Source organism: Acrocarpospora catenulata (genome assembly GCF_018476525.1).
Classification (GTDB): domain Bacteria; phylum Actinomycetota; class Actinomycetes; order Streptosporangiales; family Streptosporangiaceae; genus Acrocarpospora; species Acrocarpospora catenulata.
The window spans coordinates 269,291-284,001 of sequence record NZ_JAHCST010000003.1; the positions used below are offsets into that span (position 1 = coordinate 269,291).

Below are 14,711 nucleotides of genomic sequence, written 5' to 3' on the forward strand. Positions count from 1 at the left end.
GGCTCCGAGGCTAGCCGCCGCAGTCCAGCTGGCTGACCGTGGAGGTCACGTTGTAGTTGTTGTCGATGGTCACCAGCTTGTTCCCCGACCAGGACGTGTTCCGGCAGTCCACGTTCAGCGGGCCGTAGGTCCAGCTGTTGTTGACGATCGCGTTGTTCTTGGCGATGGCGCCGGGGGCGGTCCTGATCTGGAGGGTGTAGGTGCCGCCGATGAGCAGGTTGTCGGTCACGGTGACGCCCTGGGTGGGGTCGACCAGGAAGACCGGGGCGGTGCGGGAGGGCGCGTCGCGCTGGTCGACGGTGTTGTGGTGGAAGGTGAGGTTCTTGCTGGCGCCGACGGTCTGGATGCCGTCGGAGTGGTCGCCGGGGTTGGAGCAGAGTTTCACGTAGGAGTCGGTGACGGAGACGTTGTCGCCGGACACGGAGAATCCGTCGCCGTGGCCGCGGATGTGCACGCGGGTGGCGGTGAACTGCGCGTCCAGGATGCCGGGGGCGGTGTCACACCGGTTGGTCGGGCCGACCGTGGAGTCCGACACGTTGAACGAGTACCGCTTGCCGGCGTAGACGCCCATGATCTGGCCGTCGATCTGGCTGTTGCGCACGGTCACGTTGTCCGCCGTGATCAGCAGCGTGCCCGGGATGTGCACCCCGTCGAGCACCGTGCCCGCCTGGGTCACCCGGTAGGAGTCGCCGTCGAAGTTCAGCGCCAGCTTCTTCAGCTGGACGCCGGACGGCACGCCGGTGCAGGCCGGGGTCGGGAAGCCGCCGCAGGTCCGGTTACCGGTGTCCGGCGGCAGCGGGGACGCGGAGAAGGTCGGTGTCACCTTCGGGGTCGGCGTCACCTTCCGAGTGGGCGTCGGCGTCGGGGTCGGCGTCGGCGTCACGGTCGGGGTGGACGTCGAGGGCGGGACCACGACCGGGGTCTCGCTCACGGTCGCGTTCGGCGTCGGGGTGGGCGTCTGCGGCGGCGTGGGCGTCTCCACCGGGGTGGTCGCGGGTGCCTCGGTCACGGGCGCCTGCGAGGCGGGGGGAATGTCCACCGGCCTCGTCTTCCACTCCGTCCAACGGAAGATCGGGTCCACGTAGTAGTGGTACTTCTTCGGGTTGGACGACTTGGGGAAGCCGCTCTTGCCGTACCGGTAGACGGCGTTGCGGGTGGCGGCGGTGGTCATCGGGCCGGACTTGGCGCCGGTGAAGCCGCTCTGGCCGACGTAGGTGCCGTTGGTGCTGTGGTAGGAGATCGTGTACGTGGCTCCCGGCCGCACCCGGACGGGGGAACCGAACCTGGCCTCCTGCCAGCCGGTGGCCGACTCGGCGGTGAACCGCACGCTGGCCAGCTTGACGCCGGCGGCGTTCCAGAGGTTACCGGTGTGCTTGCCCTTCTCGCCCTTGGCCTTGTAGAAGCGGACGCCGGTCACCCAGCCCTCCCGCGCCACGGTGAACCGGGTGCCCAGCTCGACCGGGGCCTTGTCCTTGTGCTGGGGGGCGGTGACGTCGTCGGCGGTCGTCCAGAAGCTGACTTCCTTCGTCTCCGGGGTGGCCGCGGGAGCCGCGGCCAGCCTGACGGGTTGCTCTCCGGTGCTCTCCTCGCCGCCGGCGGTGAAGAACACCACGGGCACGGCCACCGCCACCAGCGCGCCGGACAACCCGTACGCGAGATAGGCTTTGGATGATCGAGGGCGACGCCGCCGGGACTCACGGCGGTGGGAATGCGAATGGGTCATCTATCTGACCTCCGCGCCTGGGCGCTCGGCTCGTCCGTACGTACCTTGATGTACCGGTGGCCATTGTGGCGGGTGAGGTAACGGACCCGCATCAATTTTAGCGAAATTTCCTCTCATGTTCCCCCGCTCTTGGACGAGTGACGACAACCGGAACACCCGTTGAGGAGTCGGTATATCCGCCGGGGAGGGCAGAATGGGCACGGTCCAATGAGATGGCTCGACTCCCCGCCGATTCGTACAAACATCAACGAAATCGACGAATCTCCTCAAACAACAAGGTGAATCCCCTCGTGAAGCTGCTCATCACCGGCGGGGCCGGTTTCATCGGCTCCCACTACGTGCGCACGGTCCTGTCCGGCGGCTACCCGGCCTTCGCGGGCGCCACCGTGACCGTCCTGGACCGGCTGACGTACGCCGGCAACCTCGCCAACCTTGCCCCTGTGGCGGGCCGCTACACCTTCGTGCATGGCGACATCTGCGACGCCCGGCTGCTCGCCAAGGTCGTCCCCGGGCACGACGTGGTGCTGCACTTCGCGGCCGAGTCGCACGTGGACCGCTCGATCGACGGGGCCGCCGCCTTCGTCCGCACCAACGTGCTGGGCACCCAGACGCTGATGGAGGCGTGCCTGGCCGCCCGGGTCGGCCGGGTCGTCCAGGTTTCCACCGACGAGGTCTACGGGTCCATCGAGACCGGCAGCTGGACCGAGGACGCGCCGCTGGCCCCGCGTTCGCCGTACTCGGCGGCCAAGGCGGGCGGGGACATGATCGCCATGGCCTATGCGATCACCCACGGCCTGCCGGTGTCGATCACCCGGTGCGGCAACAACTACGGGCCCTACCAGTACCCCGAGAAGGTCATCCCGCTGTTCGTCACCAACCTGATCGAGGGCCGCACGGTCCCGCTGTACGGCGACGGCGGCAACATCAGGGACTGGATCCACGTGGACGACCACTGCCGGGGCATCCAGCTGGTGGCCGAGCGCGGCGAGCCGGGGCAGGTCTACCACATCGCCGGCACGGCCGAGCTCACCAACCTGGAGCTCACCGAGCGGTTGCTGCGCGCCCTGGACGCCGGGTTCGACAGGGTCGAGCGGGTGGCCGACCGGAAGGGCCACGACCGCCGCTACTCCCTCGACGACAGCCGGTTGCGCGCGCTGGGCTACGCTCCCCAGGTGGGTTTCGAGGAGGGTCTGGCCGCCACCGTGCAGTGGTATGTCGACAATCCGTCCTGGTGGAAGCCGTTGCGTTCGGCGTCCCGTTAGCCGTCGTGGGTACCGCGCTGGAGGATCCGCCGATCACCGCCACCGCCGCGCCGCGCAGCCGGCTCGTGCCCGCGCTCTGGGTGCTGCTGGTCCCGTTCGCGGGCTGGGCGGTGCTCCGGCTGACCGGGGCCGAGCCCAAGTTCCGGTGGTCCCAGGCGGTGTCGTTCACCCCGTACGTGGCCGGGGCCGCGCTGCTGCCGCTCCTGCTGGCCACCGCGATGCGGCGGTGGCAGCTGGCGGTGGCCTGGCTGGTGGTGGCCGGCCTGTTCGCGGTGATCGTGCTGCCCCGCGCGCTGCCGGACGGCAATCCCGAGGTCTCCGGACCGCGGATCCGGGTGATGGCCCTGAACGCCTTCAACGGCACGGTGGACGCCGACGCGCTGATGTCCGCGATCCGGTCGATCCGCCCGGACGTGCTCGCGCTGCTGGAGTACGCGCCCTGGCTGGCCGACTCGCTGGAGGAGCGGGGCATCCGGGAGGTGCTGCCGTACCGGGTCGGGGAGCCGATGGAGGACGCCTGGGGGTCGGCGGTCTTCTCCCGGCATCCGCTGCGGCCGGGCGAGCGCCCGATCCCCGGTGACGGACCGGCTCAGATCCCGGCCGTGGTCACCCTGCCCGGCGGCCTGGAGCTCGACGTGGTGGCGGTCCACGCCTGCGCGCCCTCCAGCGGCTGGCGGGTGGAGTGCTGGGCGCCGAGCATCCGGGCGCTGCCCCCAGCCGGAGGGCGGTTGCGGATCCTGGCCGGAGACTTCAACTCCTCGCTCGACCACGCCGTGCTGCGCGAGCTGATCGCCACCGGCTACCGCGACGCCGCCGACGTCGCGGGCAAGGGCCTGACCATGACCTGGCCCTACTACGAGCAGCCGCGGGTGTTCCCGAAGGTCGCCATCGACCACGTCCTGGCCGACGAGCGCATCGCCGTGCTGGGCTTCGAGGCGTTCGCGCTGCCGCACTGTGACCACCGCGCGACGCTCACCGAGCTCGCCCTCCCCGAGATGGGAAGATCATGACCTCCACCTGGCTGGTGACCGGCGCGACCGGCATGCTCGGCGTCGATCTCGTGGCCGCGCTCGGCGCCGCCGGCGAGGACGTCGTCGCCTGCGGCCGCGCCGAGCTGGACCTGACCGATCCCGACGCGGTGGCCGCCGTCGTGCGCAAGGTGGCGCCCCGGGTGGTGGTCAACTGCGCGGCCTGGACCGCGGTGGACGACGCCGAGGCACGCGAGCCGGAGGCGCTGGCCGTCAACGGGCACGCGGTGCGGACGCTGGCCGAGGAGTGCGGCCCCCGGCTGCTGCACGTGTCCACCGACTACGTGTTCGACGGGAACGGGACGGGACCGTACCGGGAGGACGAGGCCACCGATCCGGTCAACGCGTACGGGCGGACCAAGCTGGCTGGGGAGCGTGCCGTGCTGGCCCACGGCGGCACGGTGGTGCGTACCGCCTGGTTGTACGGCGCGCACGGGCCCAACTTCGTCCGCACCATGATCCGGCTGGCCGGTTCCGCGAACCCGGTCTCGGTGGTGGACGACCAGTTCGGGCAGCCGACCTGGACCGGCGATCTGGCGGCGCAGCTGGTCCTGCTGGGGCGGGCGCAGGCGCCGGGGGGGATCTACCACGGCACCAGCGCCGGCCGTACCAGCTGGCACGGGTTCGCCCAGGAGATCTTCACGCTGCTCGGCGAGGACCCCGGCCGGGTGCTCCCGATCCCCGCCGCGCAGTACCCGCGGCCCGCCCGGCGGCCGGCCAACAGCGTGCTCGGCCACGACCGGTGGGCCGCCGCGGGCCTGCCGCCCATGCGGGACTGGCGGGCGGCGCTGCACGCGGCCTGGCCGCTGCTCAGCCCGTCCTGAGCGACTGGTAGTAGTCCAGGCAGACGGCGTAGTCCGGGAGCAGCCCGGCCGCCATCGCCTCCTTGAGGGTGGGCGCCGCGGCGTCCTTGTCGGAGAGCAGGGGGGTCAGGTCGGTGGGCCAGTCGATGGCCAGGTCCGGGTCGAAGGGGTGCACGCCGTGCTCCCGGCCGGGCGCGTACGGCTGGGAGCAGATGTAGCTGACGGTGGCCTGTTCGCTCAGCGCCACGAACGCGTGCCCGAGCCCTTCGGCCAGGTAGATCCCCTTGCGGGTGGCGTCGTCGAGGATGAGGCTCTCCCAGCGCAGGAAGGTGGGCGAGCCCACCCGCAGGTCCACCGCCACGTCCAGCACCGCGCCCGACACGCAGGTGACGTACTTGGCCTGGCCCGGCGGCACCGTCGCGAAGTGCACCCCGCGCAGCACCCCGCGCCGGGAGGTGGAGCTGTTCATCTGGGCGAGCTCCAGCGGGTGCCCGGTGGCGGCCCGCAGGTCTGCGGCGCGGAAGGCCTCGTGGAACGTGCCACGGGGATCGGAGTGCACGGTGGGCGTGTGAACCCAGGCTCCGTCGATGCTGAGGCGGTCCATGCACGAGAGCATCCCACAGTCGTTCGCCTGTGATCACCTGGATGTAACGCTTGCGGGAGAGGGTCCGAATAACGCGCGTGCAGCCGTTGGCGGGGAGGGAAATGTCGTCCTATTGCGTGCCAACCTCTCTCGTCCCAGCCGCGTCTTCGATTGGCTGGAAGAACATCCGTACCTCAAGATCGGAACCTCATGACCGTCCGTGGGAACGTGCCATCCGCTGAGCTCGCTGCGAACTTTGCTGCTGTCACTTGCCGTTTGTGCGGTTCGAGCAGTTTGTCCAGTGTGGTGGATCTCGGCGCGACCCCGCCGTGCGAGCTGTTCCTGACGGCCGGTCAGCTGGATGAGCCCGAGACGACGTATCCGCTGCATCTGCGGGTGTGTACGGAGTGCTGGCTGGCGCAGATTCCGCCGCTGATCACGCCGGAGGAGACGTTCACCGAGTATGCGTATTTTTCGTCGTATTCCACGTCGTGGGTGGAGCACGCGAAAGGGTACGTGGAGGACGTGATCGATCGTCTTCGTCCCGGGTTCGTGGTGGAGGTGGCGTCCAATGACGGCTATCTGCTGCGGCATGTGGTGGATCGGGAGGTGCGCTGTCTGGGGATCGAGCCGTCGGCGAATGTGGGGGCGGCGGCGCGGGAGCGGGGCGTTCCGACGCTGACAGAGTTCCTGTCTCCGGAGGTGGGCCAGCGGGTGCGGGCCGAGCACGGGCCTGCCGATGTGGTGGTGGCCAACAATGTTTATGCCCATATTCCCGACGTCGTGGGGTTCACTCAGGGGTTGCGGGCGCTGGTCGCTGATGACGGGTGGGTGTCCATTGAGCTTCAGCATTTGCTGACGTTGGTGGAGTTGAATCAGTACGACACGATTTATCACGAGCATTTCCAGTATTACTCGGTGGCGTCGGCTCGGCGGGCGCTGGCGAGCGGCGGCCTGGCGCTGGTGGATGTGGAGTTGCTGCCCACGCACGGCGGCTCGATCCGGCTGTGGGCTCGCCCGGTTGAGGTGGGCGCTCCCGAGAGTGCCGCCGTGGGTGAGGTGATCGCGCGGGAGGAAGCCGCGGGGTTGCTGGATATTTCGGGTTATGGGGAGTTCGCGGCGCGGGTGGCGAAGGTCCGGCGGGATCTGCTGGGGTTCCTGGTGCAGGCTGCGGCCGAGGGTCGTTCGGTGGTGGGGTATGGCGCTCCGGGTAAGGGGAACACGCTGCTGAATCACTGCGGTATCCGCCCGGATCTTCTTGCTTACACGGTGGATCGTAATCCGTATAAGCATGGTCGGTTTACGCCGGGTGTGCGGATTCCGATTTTGCCGCCGGAGCGGATCGCGGAGGATCGTCCGGATTTTGTGTTGGTGCTTCCCTGGAATTTGAAGGGGGAGTTGGTGGAGCAGTTGTCTTATGTCCGTGACTGGGGAGGCAGGCTTGTCTTCCCGATTCCGTCTCTGGAGGTCATGTGAAGGTAGTCCTGTTCTGCGGTGACCGAGGGTCGCGGATACGCGACGAGGTCGCGGAGGCGCCGAAGCCGATACACATGGTCGGTCCGCGTCCGCTCATCTGGCATGTGATGCGGTACTACGCGCACTTCGGCCACACCGACTTCGTCCTGTGCCTCGGCTACGGCGGGCACCACATCAAGGACTTCTTCCTCCACTACGAGGAGACGGCCTCCAACGACTTCGTGTTACGCGACGGCCAGGTCGAGACGTTGTCCACCGACATCTCGGACTGGTCGATCACCTTCGTGGACACCGGCGTCGACTCCCCGATCGGAGAGCGGTTACGCCGGGTCCGCGACCACGTCGCGGGCGAGGAGATGTTCCTGGCCAACTACGCCGACGTCCTCACCGACGCCCCGCTGAAGGAGATGGTGGCCCGCTTCGCGGCATCGGACGCGGGGGCGTCGATGACGGTGGTGCCACCTTCTGACACGTTCCACTGCATCGAGATGGGCGATGACGGCAAAGTGAGTGGTATCACTCCCGTGAGTGACATGTCGTTGTGGGCCAACGGGGGATATTTCGTACTTCGACAGGAGATCTTCGAGCACATCCCGGAGAATGGGGACCTGGTCATCGATGGCTGTGCCGAACTGGCCAAGCGCGGCAGGCTGCTGGCCTACCCTCATCGAGGGTTCTGGCGGCCGACCGACACCGTCAAGGAGCGCATCGCGTTGAACGAGGCCTACGCCCGCGGCGACCGACCCTGGGCGCTGTGGGAAAACGGGGGAGTACAGGCGTGAGCGATCCCGGCGAGCAGATGCACGCGCTGGTCAGGCGCCTGCACCCGATCTGCCGCAGCATGACGGGTGACGGCGTCCGCCGCACCCTGGAGATCATCGCGGAGAGCATCCCGCTCCAGGTGCACGAGGTGCCCACCGGCACTCCGGTGCTGGATTGGACCGTGCCGCAGGAGTGGAACATCCGGGAGGCGTACCTCGCCGACCGCACCGGCCGCCGGGTGGTGGACTTCGCCGACACCCCGCTGCACGTGGTCGGCTACAGCGTCCCCGTCGACGCCACCCTCCCCATGGCCGAGCTCCGCGAGCACCTGCACACGCTGCCGGACCAGCCGGACCTGATCCCGTACCGGACCGCCTACTACTCCGGCACCTGGGGATTCTGCCTGAGCGAGAACACGCTGAAGGAGCTCCAGGACGAGGAGTACCAGGTCCGCATCGACTCCACCCTGGCCGACGGCCACCTCACCTACGCCGAGCACGTGGTGCCAGGCGAACGGGCGGAGGAGGTGCTGATCGTCTGCCACACCTGCCACCCGGCGCTGGCCAACGAGACGCTGGCCGGCATCGCCGTGGCCGTCCGGCTGGCGCGCTCGCTCGCCGAGATCCCCGGCGGGCCGCGTTACACCTACCGGTTCCTGTTCGCCCCCGGCACCATCGGCTCGATCACCTGGCTGGCCCGCAACCGGGACCGCGTCGGCCTGATCAGGCACGGCCTGGTGCTGGCCTGCGCCGGCGACCCCGGCCCGCTGCGGTACAAGCGCAGCCGTAAGGGCACGGCCGCCGTCGACCGGGCCGCCGGGTACGCGCTGCGCGACCGGGAGCACCGCGGAAAAGAGCACACGGTGGTGGACTTCACCCCGTACGGATACGACGAGCGGCAGTTCTGCTCACCCGGCTTCAACCTGCCGGTGGGCCTGCTGACCAGGTCACCGAACGAGGGCTACCCCGAGTACCACACCTCGGCCGACGACCCGGACCTGGTCACCCCCGACGCCCTGGCCGACACCCTGGCCGCGGTGCGGGAGATCGTGGAGGTGCTGGAGGGCGACCGTACCTACCTGAACCTCCAGCCGTACGGCGAACCGCAGCTCGGGAAACGGGGACTCTACCGGTCACCCAGCCTGGGCGGCGACACCAAGCAGCACCAAATGGCGATCCTGTGGATACTTAACTACTCCGATGGCGACCACAGCCTTCTGGACATCGCGGAGCGTTCGGCGATCCCCTTCGCCGCGCTCGTGGAGGCGGCCCGGGCGCTGACCGACGCCGGCCTCCTGGCCGAAGCGCCCGAAGCGACAGGCCAGGCGACGGACCAGCCATCGGCACCGGGCGGGGAGCACCCATGAGCACACCTACGAAAGCACCGGAATCCCTCAAGGTGGGCGATCTGGTGGAGGTTCTCAGCGCCGAGGAGATCCTCGCGACGCTGGACGAGAAGGGCGAGCTGGACGGGCTCCCCTTCATGCCGGAGATGCTGGAGTACTGCGGCAAGCGGCTCACCGTCTACAAGTCCGCGCACAAGCTCTGCGACACCATCGAGCGCACCGGCCAGCGGCACATGACCGACGCGGTGCACCTGACCGGGTCCCGGTGCGACGGCGGCGCGCACGGCGGTTGCCAGACCGCCTGCCTCTTCTACTGGAAGACCGCCTGGCTGAAGAAGGCGGAGGGCCCCGCCGAGCCGCCCCGCCCGTTCAGCCCGGTGGACGTGCAGATCCTGCACCGCAACACGCTCAAGGAGCCGTTCCCCGACGGCGCCCCCCGCTACTCCTGCCAGGCGACCGAGATCCTGCGCGCCGCGCCGGGGCGCCTGCCCCTGAAGGACATGCGGCAGTACGTCTGGGACGTGCGCACCGGGAACGCCACCCTGGTCCAGACCGTCATGGCCTTCCTGATCGGCCTGTTCAACCGGTTGCAGAGCCTCAGCCAGCGGGTGCTGCCCAAGTGGCTGTGGATCAAGGGCGGCCTGCCCTGGGGCTTCCTGCGGGGCACCGCGACCAACGGCACCCCGGTGCAGACCCTCGACCTGCGGCCGGGTGAGCTGGTCCGGATCAAGTCCAAGGAGGAGATCGCGGCCACCCTGGACCCGCAACTGCGCAACCGTGGCATGGGCTTCGAGGTGGGCCTGACCCAGTTCTGCGGCCAGACGGCCCGGGTCGCCGGCCGGGTGGAGCGCTGCCTGGACGAGTCGAACGGCCGGATGCTGACCATGAAGACCCCGTGCATCCTGTTGGAGGACGTTGTCTGCCCGCTACGGCCCAACCTCAACTGCCCGCGCGGGCACCTGCCGTTCTGGCGCGAGATCTGGCTGGAACGCGTGGAATCGCGCTGAATCTACCCCCGAGAAGATCCACCCCCGAGGAGAGCACAGATGCTAGTGTCCATCGGCTTGCCGGTCTATAACGGCGCCGACGTCATGGAAGGCGTGGTCCGGTCGGTCCTCGCGCAGGAGCACGGTGACATCGAGCTGGTCATCACCGACAACGCCTCCACCGACTCCACCGAGGAGCTCTGCCGGAGCCTGGCCGCCGAGGACAGCCGCATCTCCTACCACCGGCAGCCCGAGAACCTGGGCATGCTCCGCAACTTCGACTTCGCCATCCAGGTGGCCAAGGGCGAGTACTACCGGTGGATCGGGGACGACGACCGGCTCGACCCGACCTACACCACCAAGTGCCTGGACGCCTTCGCGGCCGACCCCAGGCTGCTGATGGTCACCACCCAGATCTCCTACACCGACACCAGGGACGGCATCACCCGGACCGAGCGGTACGAGGAGGCCAAGGCGGGCACCGGGCTCAACTCCGACGACCCGGCGGAACGGGTGGCCGAACTGTGCCGCCTGCTCAACGAGACCTACCTGATCATCGACCCGCTCTACGGCATGGTCCGCCGCGCCGAGGTCGCCGCGATGACCCCCCGGCGCAACATGCCGCGCGAGGACCAGGTGTTCGCCTCCCGGCTGGCCATGGGCGGGCCGTGGTGGCACATCAACGAGGTGCTCGCCTCGCGGCACTGGGACATCAAGCACCGCGGCAAGCTGGCCCGCCGCCTCGGCGTGCCCACCTGGCAGGGGTACTGCTCCACGTTGCTCCAGTGCAAGGAGACCCTGTACTGGGCCCGCACCCATGTCGAGGGCGGCACGATGACGGCCGAGCAGTACCGCCAGATCCGCGCCGCGGTCCGCGGCCTGTACGTGCGCCGGCACCAGAAGACCGCGGCCCGCCGGGTCCGCAAGGTCACCCGGATGGCTTTCGGCCGTTCGTGACCCGGATGGGGTGGGGGGCCGCGGCCAACCTCCGCCGCCCCCGCCGCGTCATGGATACGTCAGGGAAACCAGAGCAACCAGAGATCGGGGAGACATGCCCAGTACCACCACGTCCACGTTGACCTGCCGACTCTGTGGTTCGAGCAGTCTGTCGAGCGTGGTGGATCTCGGCGCGACCCCGCCGTGCGAGCTGTTCCTGACGGCCGGTCAGCTGGACGAGCCCGAGACGACCTACCCGCTGCATCTGCGGGTGTGTACCGAGTGCTGGCTCGCCCAGATCCCGCCGCTGATCTCCCCAGAGGAGACGTTCACCGAGTACGCCTACTTCTCCTCCTACTCCACCTCATGGGTGGAGCACGCCAAGGGGTTCGTCGAGGACGTGGTGGATCGCCTCCGGCCCGGGTTCGTGGTGGAGGTGGCGTCCAATGACGGCTATCTGCTGCGGCATGTGGTGGATCGGGAGGTGCGCTGTCTGGGGATCGAGCCGTCGGCGAATGTGGGGGCGGCGGCGCGGGAGCGGGGCGTTCCGACGCTGACGGAGTTCCTGTCTCCGGAATTGGGCCGGCGGGTTCGAGCTGAACATGGCCCGGCGGACGTAGTCGTAGCCAACAACGTTTATGCGCATATTCCCGACGTCGTGGGATTCACTCAGGGGCTACGGGCGCTGGTCGCTGATGACGGGTGGGTGTCCATCGAGGTTCAGCATTTGCTGACGTTGATGGAGTTGAATCAGTACGACACGATTTATCACGAGCATTTCCAGTATTACTCGGTGGCGTCGGCTCGGCGGGCGCTGGCGAGCGGCGGCCTGGCGCTGGTGGATGTGGAGTTGCTGCCCACGCACGGCGGCTCGATCCGCCTGTGGGCTCGCCCGGTTGAGGTGGGCGCTCCCGAGAGTGTCGCCGTGGGTGAGGTGATCGCGCGGGAGGAGGCCGCGGGGTTGCTGGATATTTCGGGTTATGGGGAGTTCGCGGCGCGGGTGGCGAAGGTCCGGCGGGATCTGCTGGGGTTCCTGGTGCAGGCCGCGGCCGAGGGTCGTTCGGTGGTGGGGTATGGCGCTCCGGGTAAGGGGAACACGCTGCTGAACCATTGCGGTATCCGCCCGGATCTCCTTTCCTACACGGTGGATCGTAATCCGTATAAGCATGGTCGGTTTACGCCGGGTGTGCGGATTCCGATTTTGCCGCCGGAGCGGATCGCGGAGGATCGTCCGGATTTTGTGTTGGTGCTTCCCTGGAATTTGAAGGGGGAGTTGGTGGAGCAGTTGTCTTATGTCCGTGACTGGGGAGGCAGGCTTGTCTTCCCGATTCCGTCTCTGGAGATAATGTGAAGGTCGTCCTCTTCTGTGGCGGTTACGGCACCCGGATGCGTAGCGGCGCCCCCGGCGATGTCCCGAAACCGATGCAGCCGGTGGGCCCCAGGCCCTTGATCTGGCATGTGATGCGGTACTACGCGCACTTCGGCCACACCGACTTCGTCCTGTGCCTCGGCTACGGCGCACACCACATCAAGGACTTCTTCCTCCACTACGAGGAGACGGCCTCCAACGACTTCGTGTTACGCGGTGGCGAGGTCGAGATGCTCTCCACCGACATCTCGGACTGGTCGATCACCTTCGTGGACACCGGCATCGACTCCCCGATCGGGGAACGCCTGCGCCGGGTCCGCGGTCACGTGGCGGGCGAGGAGATGTTCCTGGCCAACTACGCCGACGTGCTCACCGACGCCCCGCTGGACGAGATCGTGACCCGATTCGCCGCCTCGGACGCCGGAGCGTCGATGACGGTGGTCCCCCCTTCTGACACCTTCCACTGCATCGAGCTCGGCGAGAACAACCGGGTCGGCGGCATCACCCCGATCAGCGAGATGCCCCTGTGGGCCAACGGGGGATATTTCGTACTTCGGCAGGAGATCTTCGACCACATTCCGGAGAATGGGGACTTGGTCGCCGACGGCTGCGCCGAACTGGCCAAGCGTGGCCGACTGCTGGCCTACCCGCACCGCGGGTTCTGGCGGCCGACCGACACCGTCAAGGAGCGCATCGCGTTGAACGAGGCCTACGCCCGCGGCGACCGCCCCTGGGCACTGTGGGAGAACGCGTGATCGGCCTCCGTCCCCCCGCGGTCGCCGCGGTCGCCGCCCTGGCCGCCCACTGTGACGACCTCGCCATCGGCGCGGGCGGCAGCCTGCTCACCCTCTGCGCCGCCCACCCGGGCATCCGGGTGGACGCCCTGGTGATGTCCGGCGGCGGCACGGAACGGGAGGAGGAGGAGCGCGCCGCGCTGGCCGCGTTCTGCCCCGGCGCCGACCTGCGGGTCACCGTGCTCAAGATCCCGGATGGTCGGCTCCCCGCGCACTGGGAGGAGGCCAAGGCCGCCGTCGAGGAACTGCGCGGCCGCACCGCCCACCCCGACCTGATCTTCGCCCCCTGGCGGGGCGACGCCCACCAGGACCACCGCGGGCTGGCCAAGCTGGTGCCCACCGTGTTCCGTGATCACCTGGCCCTCTCCTACGAGATCGTGAAATGGGACGGCGACCTGGCCGCGCCCTCGGTCTACCAACCGCTCACGTCCGAGGTCGCCGAGGCCAAGGTGAGCCTGCTCCAGAGCCACTACCCGTCCCAGCGCGGCAAGCCCTGGTACGACCGAGAGGCCTTCCTCGGCCTGGCCCGCATCCGCGGGATCGAATGCCACGCCCGCTACGCCGAGGCGTTCCATGTCAACAAGCTGACTCTCGATCTGGAGAACTGAATGCGGGTACTGCTGACCGGCCATGAGGGCTACCTGGGCAGCGTGATGGCCCCGGTGCTCACCGCCGCCGGGCACGAGGTGGTCGGTCTCGACTCGGGGCTGTTCGCCGACTGCCTGCTCGGGCCCGCCCCGGCCGAGATCCCGGCCATCGCGGTGGACCTGCGCGACGTGGCCCCCGAACACCTGGCCGGCTTCGACGCGGTCATCCACCTGGCTGCCCTCTCCAACGACCCGCTGGGCGCGCTGGCCCCCCAGCTCACCTACGACATCAACCACCACGCCTCCTCCCGGCTGGGCCGCCTGGCAAAGGAGGCCGGGGTGAGCCGGTTCCTGTACGCCTCCACCTGCTCGGTCTACGGCGCCTCCGGCGGCGACGAGTTGCTGGACGAGAACGCCCCGCTTCGGCCGGTCACGCCGTACGCGGAGTCCAAGGTCAGGGTCGAGGACGACCTGCTGGCGATGGCCGACGACGACTTCACCCCGGTGTTCCTGCGCAACGCCACCGCCTTCGGGTTCTCCCCCCGGCTGCGGGCCGACATCGTGCTGAACAACCTGGTCGGGCACGCGTTCCTGACCGGCGAGGTCCGGGTGCTCTCCGACGGCACGCCGTGGCGGCCGCTGGTGCACGCGCTGGACATCGCCGAGGCGTTCGCGGTCTGTCTGGCCGCCCCGATGGAAGCCGTGCACGGCCAGGCCTTCAACGTGGGCACCGAGCAGAACAACCTGACGGTGGCCGAGATCGCGAACGAGGTGGTCGAGGCGGTGCCCGGCTCCGTCCTGACCATCACCGGCGAGGCCGGCGCGGACCCGCGCTCCTACCGGGTGGACTTCTCCAGGATCCGGGCCGCGCTCGGCTATGAGGCGAGCTGGACGGTCAAGGCCGGCGCGGTCGAACTGCTGGACGCCTACCGCCGGTACGGGCTGACCCAGGATGCTTTCGTCAACCGGTTCACCCGGCTCGCCCGGCTCTCGGCCCGGCGCGCGGAAGGCGCGATAGACGACTCGCTCCGCCCGTGAGCGGGTCGCGGCACCCGCT

14 protein-coding genes are annotated in these 14,711 nt (G+C 68.9%); 12 read left to right on the forward strand and 2 right to left on the reverse strand.

Going from position 1 to position 14,711, the window contains the following annotated elements; all coding sequences use genetic code 11:
- Nucleotides 1-10: 10 nt before the first annotated feature.
- Nucleotides 11-1,723, reverse strand: coding sequence for a DUF4082 domain-containing protein (locus KIP79_RS04965; protein WP_214103442.1), 1,713 nt, complete (start codon nucleotides 1,721-1,723; stop codon nucleotides 11-13).
- A 290-nt stretch (nucleotides 1,724-2,013) separates the two neighbouring features.
- Here KIP79_RS04965 and rfbB point away from each other — a divergent pair, with 290 nt between their 5' ends.
- Genes rfbB through rfbD form a run of 3 tightly spaced genes read left to right on the forward strand, consistent with a single transcriptional unit; the run spans nucleotide 2,014 to nucleotide 4,837 of the window.
- Entirely contained in the window at nucleotides 2,014-2,985 is a 972-nt protein-coding gene (gene rfbB, locus KIP79_RS04970; protein ID WP_214103443.1) for a dTDP-glucose 4,6-dehydratase, read from the forward strand.
- On the forward strand, nucleotides 2,955-3,995 hold the full coding sequence (locus KIP79_RS04975; RefSeq protein ID WP_214103444.1) for an endonuclease/exonuclease/phosphatase family protein: 1,041 nt from the start codon (nucleotides 2,955-2,957) through the stop codon (nucleotides 3,993-3,995). Before rfbB ends, KIP79_RS04975 begins: the two co-directional genes overlap by 31 nt.
- Entirely contained in the window at nucleotides 3,992-4,837 is an 846-nt protein-coding gene (rfbD, locus tag KIP79_RS04980) for a dTDP-4-dehydrorhamnose reductase (RefSeq protein WP_214103445.1), read from the forward strand. Before KIP79_RS04975 ends, rfbD begins: the two co-directional genes overlap by 4 nt.
- On the opposite strand, the gene rfbC is transcribed toward rfbD, so the two are convergent.
- The gene (gene rfbC, locus KIP79_RS04985) at nucleotides 4,824-5,420 is read right to left on the reverse strand and encodes a dTDP-4-dehydrorhamnose 3,5-epimerase (protein WP_214103446.1); all 597 of its coding nucleotides are present in this window, start codon (nucleotides 5,418-5,420) and stop codon (nucleotides 4,824-4,826) included. The genes rfbD and rfbC overlap by 14 nt on opposite strands.
- A 189-nt stretch (nucleotides 5,421-5,609) precedes the next feature.
- Here rfbC and KIP79_RS04990 point away from each other — a divergent pair, with 189 nt between their 5' ends.
- From KIP79_RS04990 to KIP79_RS05030, 9 genes are all read left to right on the forward strand, one after another.
- Nucleotides 5,610-6,875, forward strand: a complete 1,266-nt coding sequence (locus tag KIP79_RS04990) for a class I SAM-dependent methyltransferase (protein ID WP_214103447.1) — start codon at nucleotides 5,610-5,612, stop codon at nucleotides 6,873-6,875.
- Nucleotides 6,872-7,657 carry a sugar phosphate nucleotidyltransferase gene (locus KIP79_RS04995; RefSeq protein WP_214103448.1) on the forward strand — a complete coding sequence of 262 codons (786 nt, stop codon included), beginning with the start codon at nucleotides 6,872-6,874 and terminating at the stop codon, nucleotides 7,655-7,657. The genes KIP79_RS04990 and KIP79_RS04995 overlap by 4 nt, the downstream gene beginning before the upstream one ends.
- Nucleotides 7,654-9,003 carry a DUF4910 domain-containing protein gene (locus KIP79_RS05000; protein WP_308169570.1) on the forward strand — a complete coding sequence of 450 codons (1,350 nt, stop codon included), beginning with the start codon at nucleotides 7,654-7,656 and terminating at the stop codon, nucleotides 9,001-9,003. The genes KIP79_RS04995 and KIP79_RS05000 overlap by 4 nt, the downstream gene beginning before the upstream one ends.
- A complete protein-coding gene (locus KIP79_RS05005; RefSeq protein ID WP_214103449.1) occupies nucleotides 9,000-9,989 on the forward strand; it encodes a hypothetical protein in 990 nt (329 codons plus the stop codon). The genes KIP79_RS05000 and KIP79_RS05005 overlap by 4 nt, the downstream gene beginning before the upstream one ends.
- A gap of 39 nt (nucleotides 9,990-10,028) precedes the next feature.
- Nucleotides 10,029-10,925 carry a glycosyltransferase family 2 protein gene (locus KIP79_RS05010; protein ID WP_214103450.1) on the forward strand — a complete coding sequence of 299 codons (897 nt, stop codon included), beginning with the start codon at nucleotides 10,029-10,031 and terminating at the stop codon, nucleotides 10,923-10,925.
- 94 nt (nucleotides 10,926-11,019) lie between these two features.
- On the forward strand, nucleotides 11,020-12,255 hold the full coding sequence (locus KIP79_RS05015; protein WP_214103451.1) for a class I SAM-dependent methyltransferase: 1,236 nt from the start codon (nucleotides 11,020-11,022) through the stop codon (nucleotides 12,253-12,255).
- Nucleotides 12,252-13,028: a glycosyltransferase family protein gene (locus tag KIP79_RS05020; protein WP_214103452.1), complete on the forward strand. Its 777-nt coding sequence runs from the start codon at nucleotides 12,252-12,254 to the stop codon at nucleotides 13,026-13,028. The genes KIP79_RS05015 and KIP79_RS05020 overlap by 4 nt, the downstream gene beginning before the upstream one ends.
- On the forward strand, nucleotides 13,025-13,675 hold the full coding sequence (locus KIP79_RS05025) for a PIG-L deacetylase family protein (protein WP_214103453.1): 651 nt from the start codon (nucleotides 13,025-13,027) through the stop codon (nucleotides 13,673-13,675). Before KIP79_RS05020 ends, KIP79_RS05025 begins: the two co-directional genes overlap by 4 nt.
- Nucleotides 13,676-14,692 (forward strand): NAD-dependent epimerase/dehydratase family protein, encoded by a 1,017-nt coding sequence (locus tag KIP79_RS05030; RefSeq protein ID WP_214103454.1) that lies wholly within the window; start codon nucleotides 13,676-13,678, stop codon nucleotides 14,690-14,692. It abuts the gene before it with no gap.
- Nucleotides 14,693-14,711: the final 19 nt, after the last annotated feature.

Bases quoted from the DNA above. Each gene is read 5' to 3' on its own strand.
- KIP79_RS04965 (WP_214103442.1), bottom strand. From the start codon at position 1,723: ATGACCCATTCGCATTCCCACCGCCGTGAGTCCCGGCGGCGTCGCCCT.
- rfbD (WP_214103445.1), top strand. From the start codon at position 3,992: ATGACCTCCACCTGGCTGGTGACCGGCGCGACCGGCATGCTCGGCGTC.
- rfbC (WP_214103446.1), bottom strand. From the start codon at position 5,420: ATGGACCGCCTCAGCATCGACGGAGCCTGGGTTCACACGCCCACCGTG.
- KIP79_RS04990 (WP_214103447.1), top strand. From the start codon at position 5,610: ATGACCGTCCGTGGGAACGTGCCATCCGCTGAGCTCGCTGCGAACTTT.
- KIP79_RS05005 (WP_214103449.1), top strand. From the start codon at position 9,000: ATGAGCACACCTACGAAAGCACCGGAATCCCTCAAGGTGGGCGATCTG.
- KIP79_RS05010 (WP_214103450.1), top strand. From the start codon at position 10,029: ATGCTAGTGTCCATCGGCTTGCCGGTCTATAACGGCGCCGACGTCATG.
- KIP79_RS05015 (WP_214103451.1), top strand. From the start codon at position 11,020: ATGCCCAGTACCACCACGTCCACGTTGACCTGCCGACTCTGTGGTTCG.
- KIP79_RS05030 (WP_214103454.1), top strand. From the start codon at position 13,676: ATGCGGGTACTGCTGACCGGCCATGAGGGCTACCTGGGCAGCGTGATG.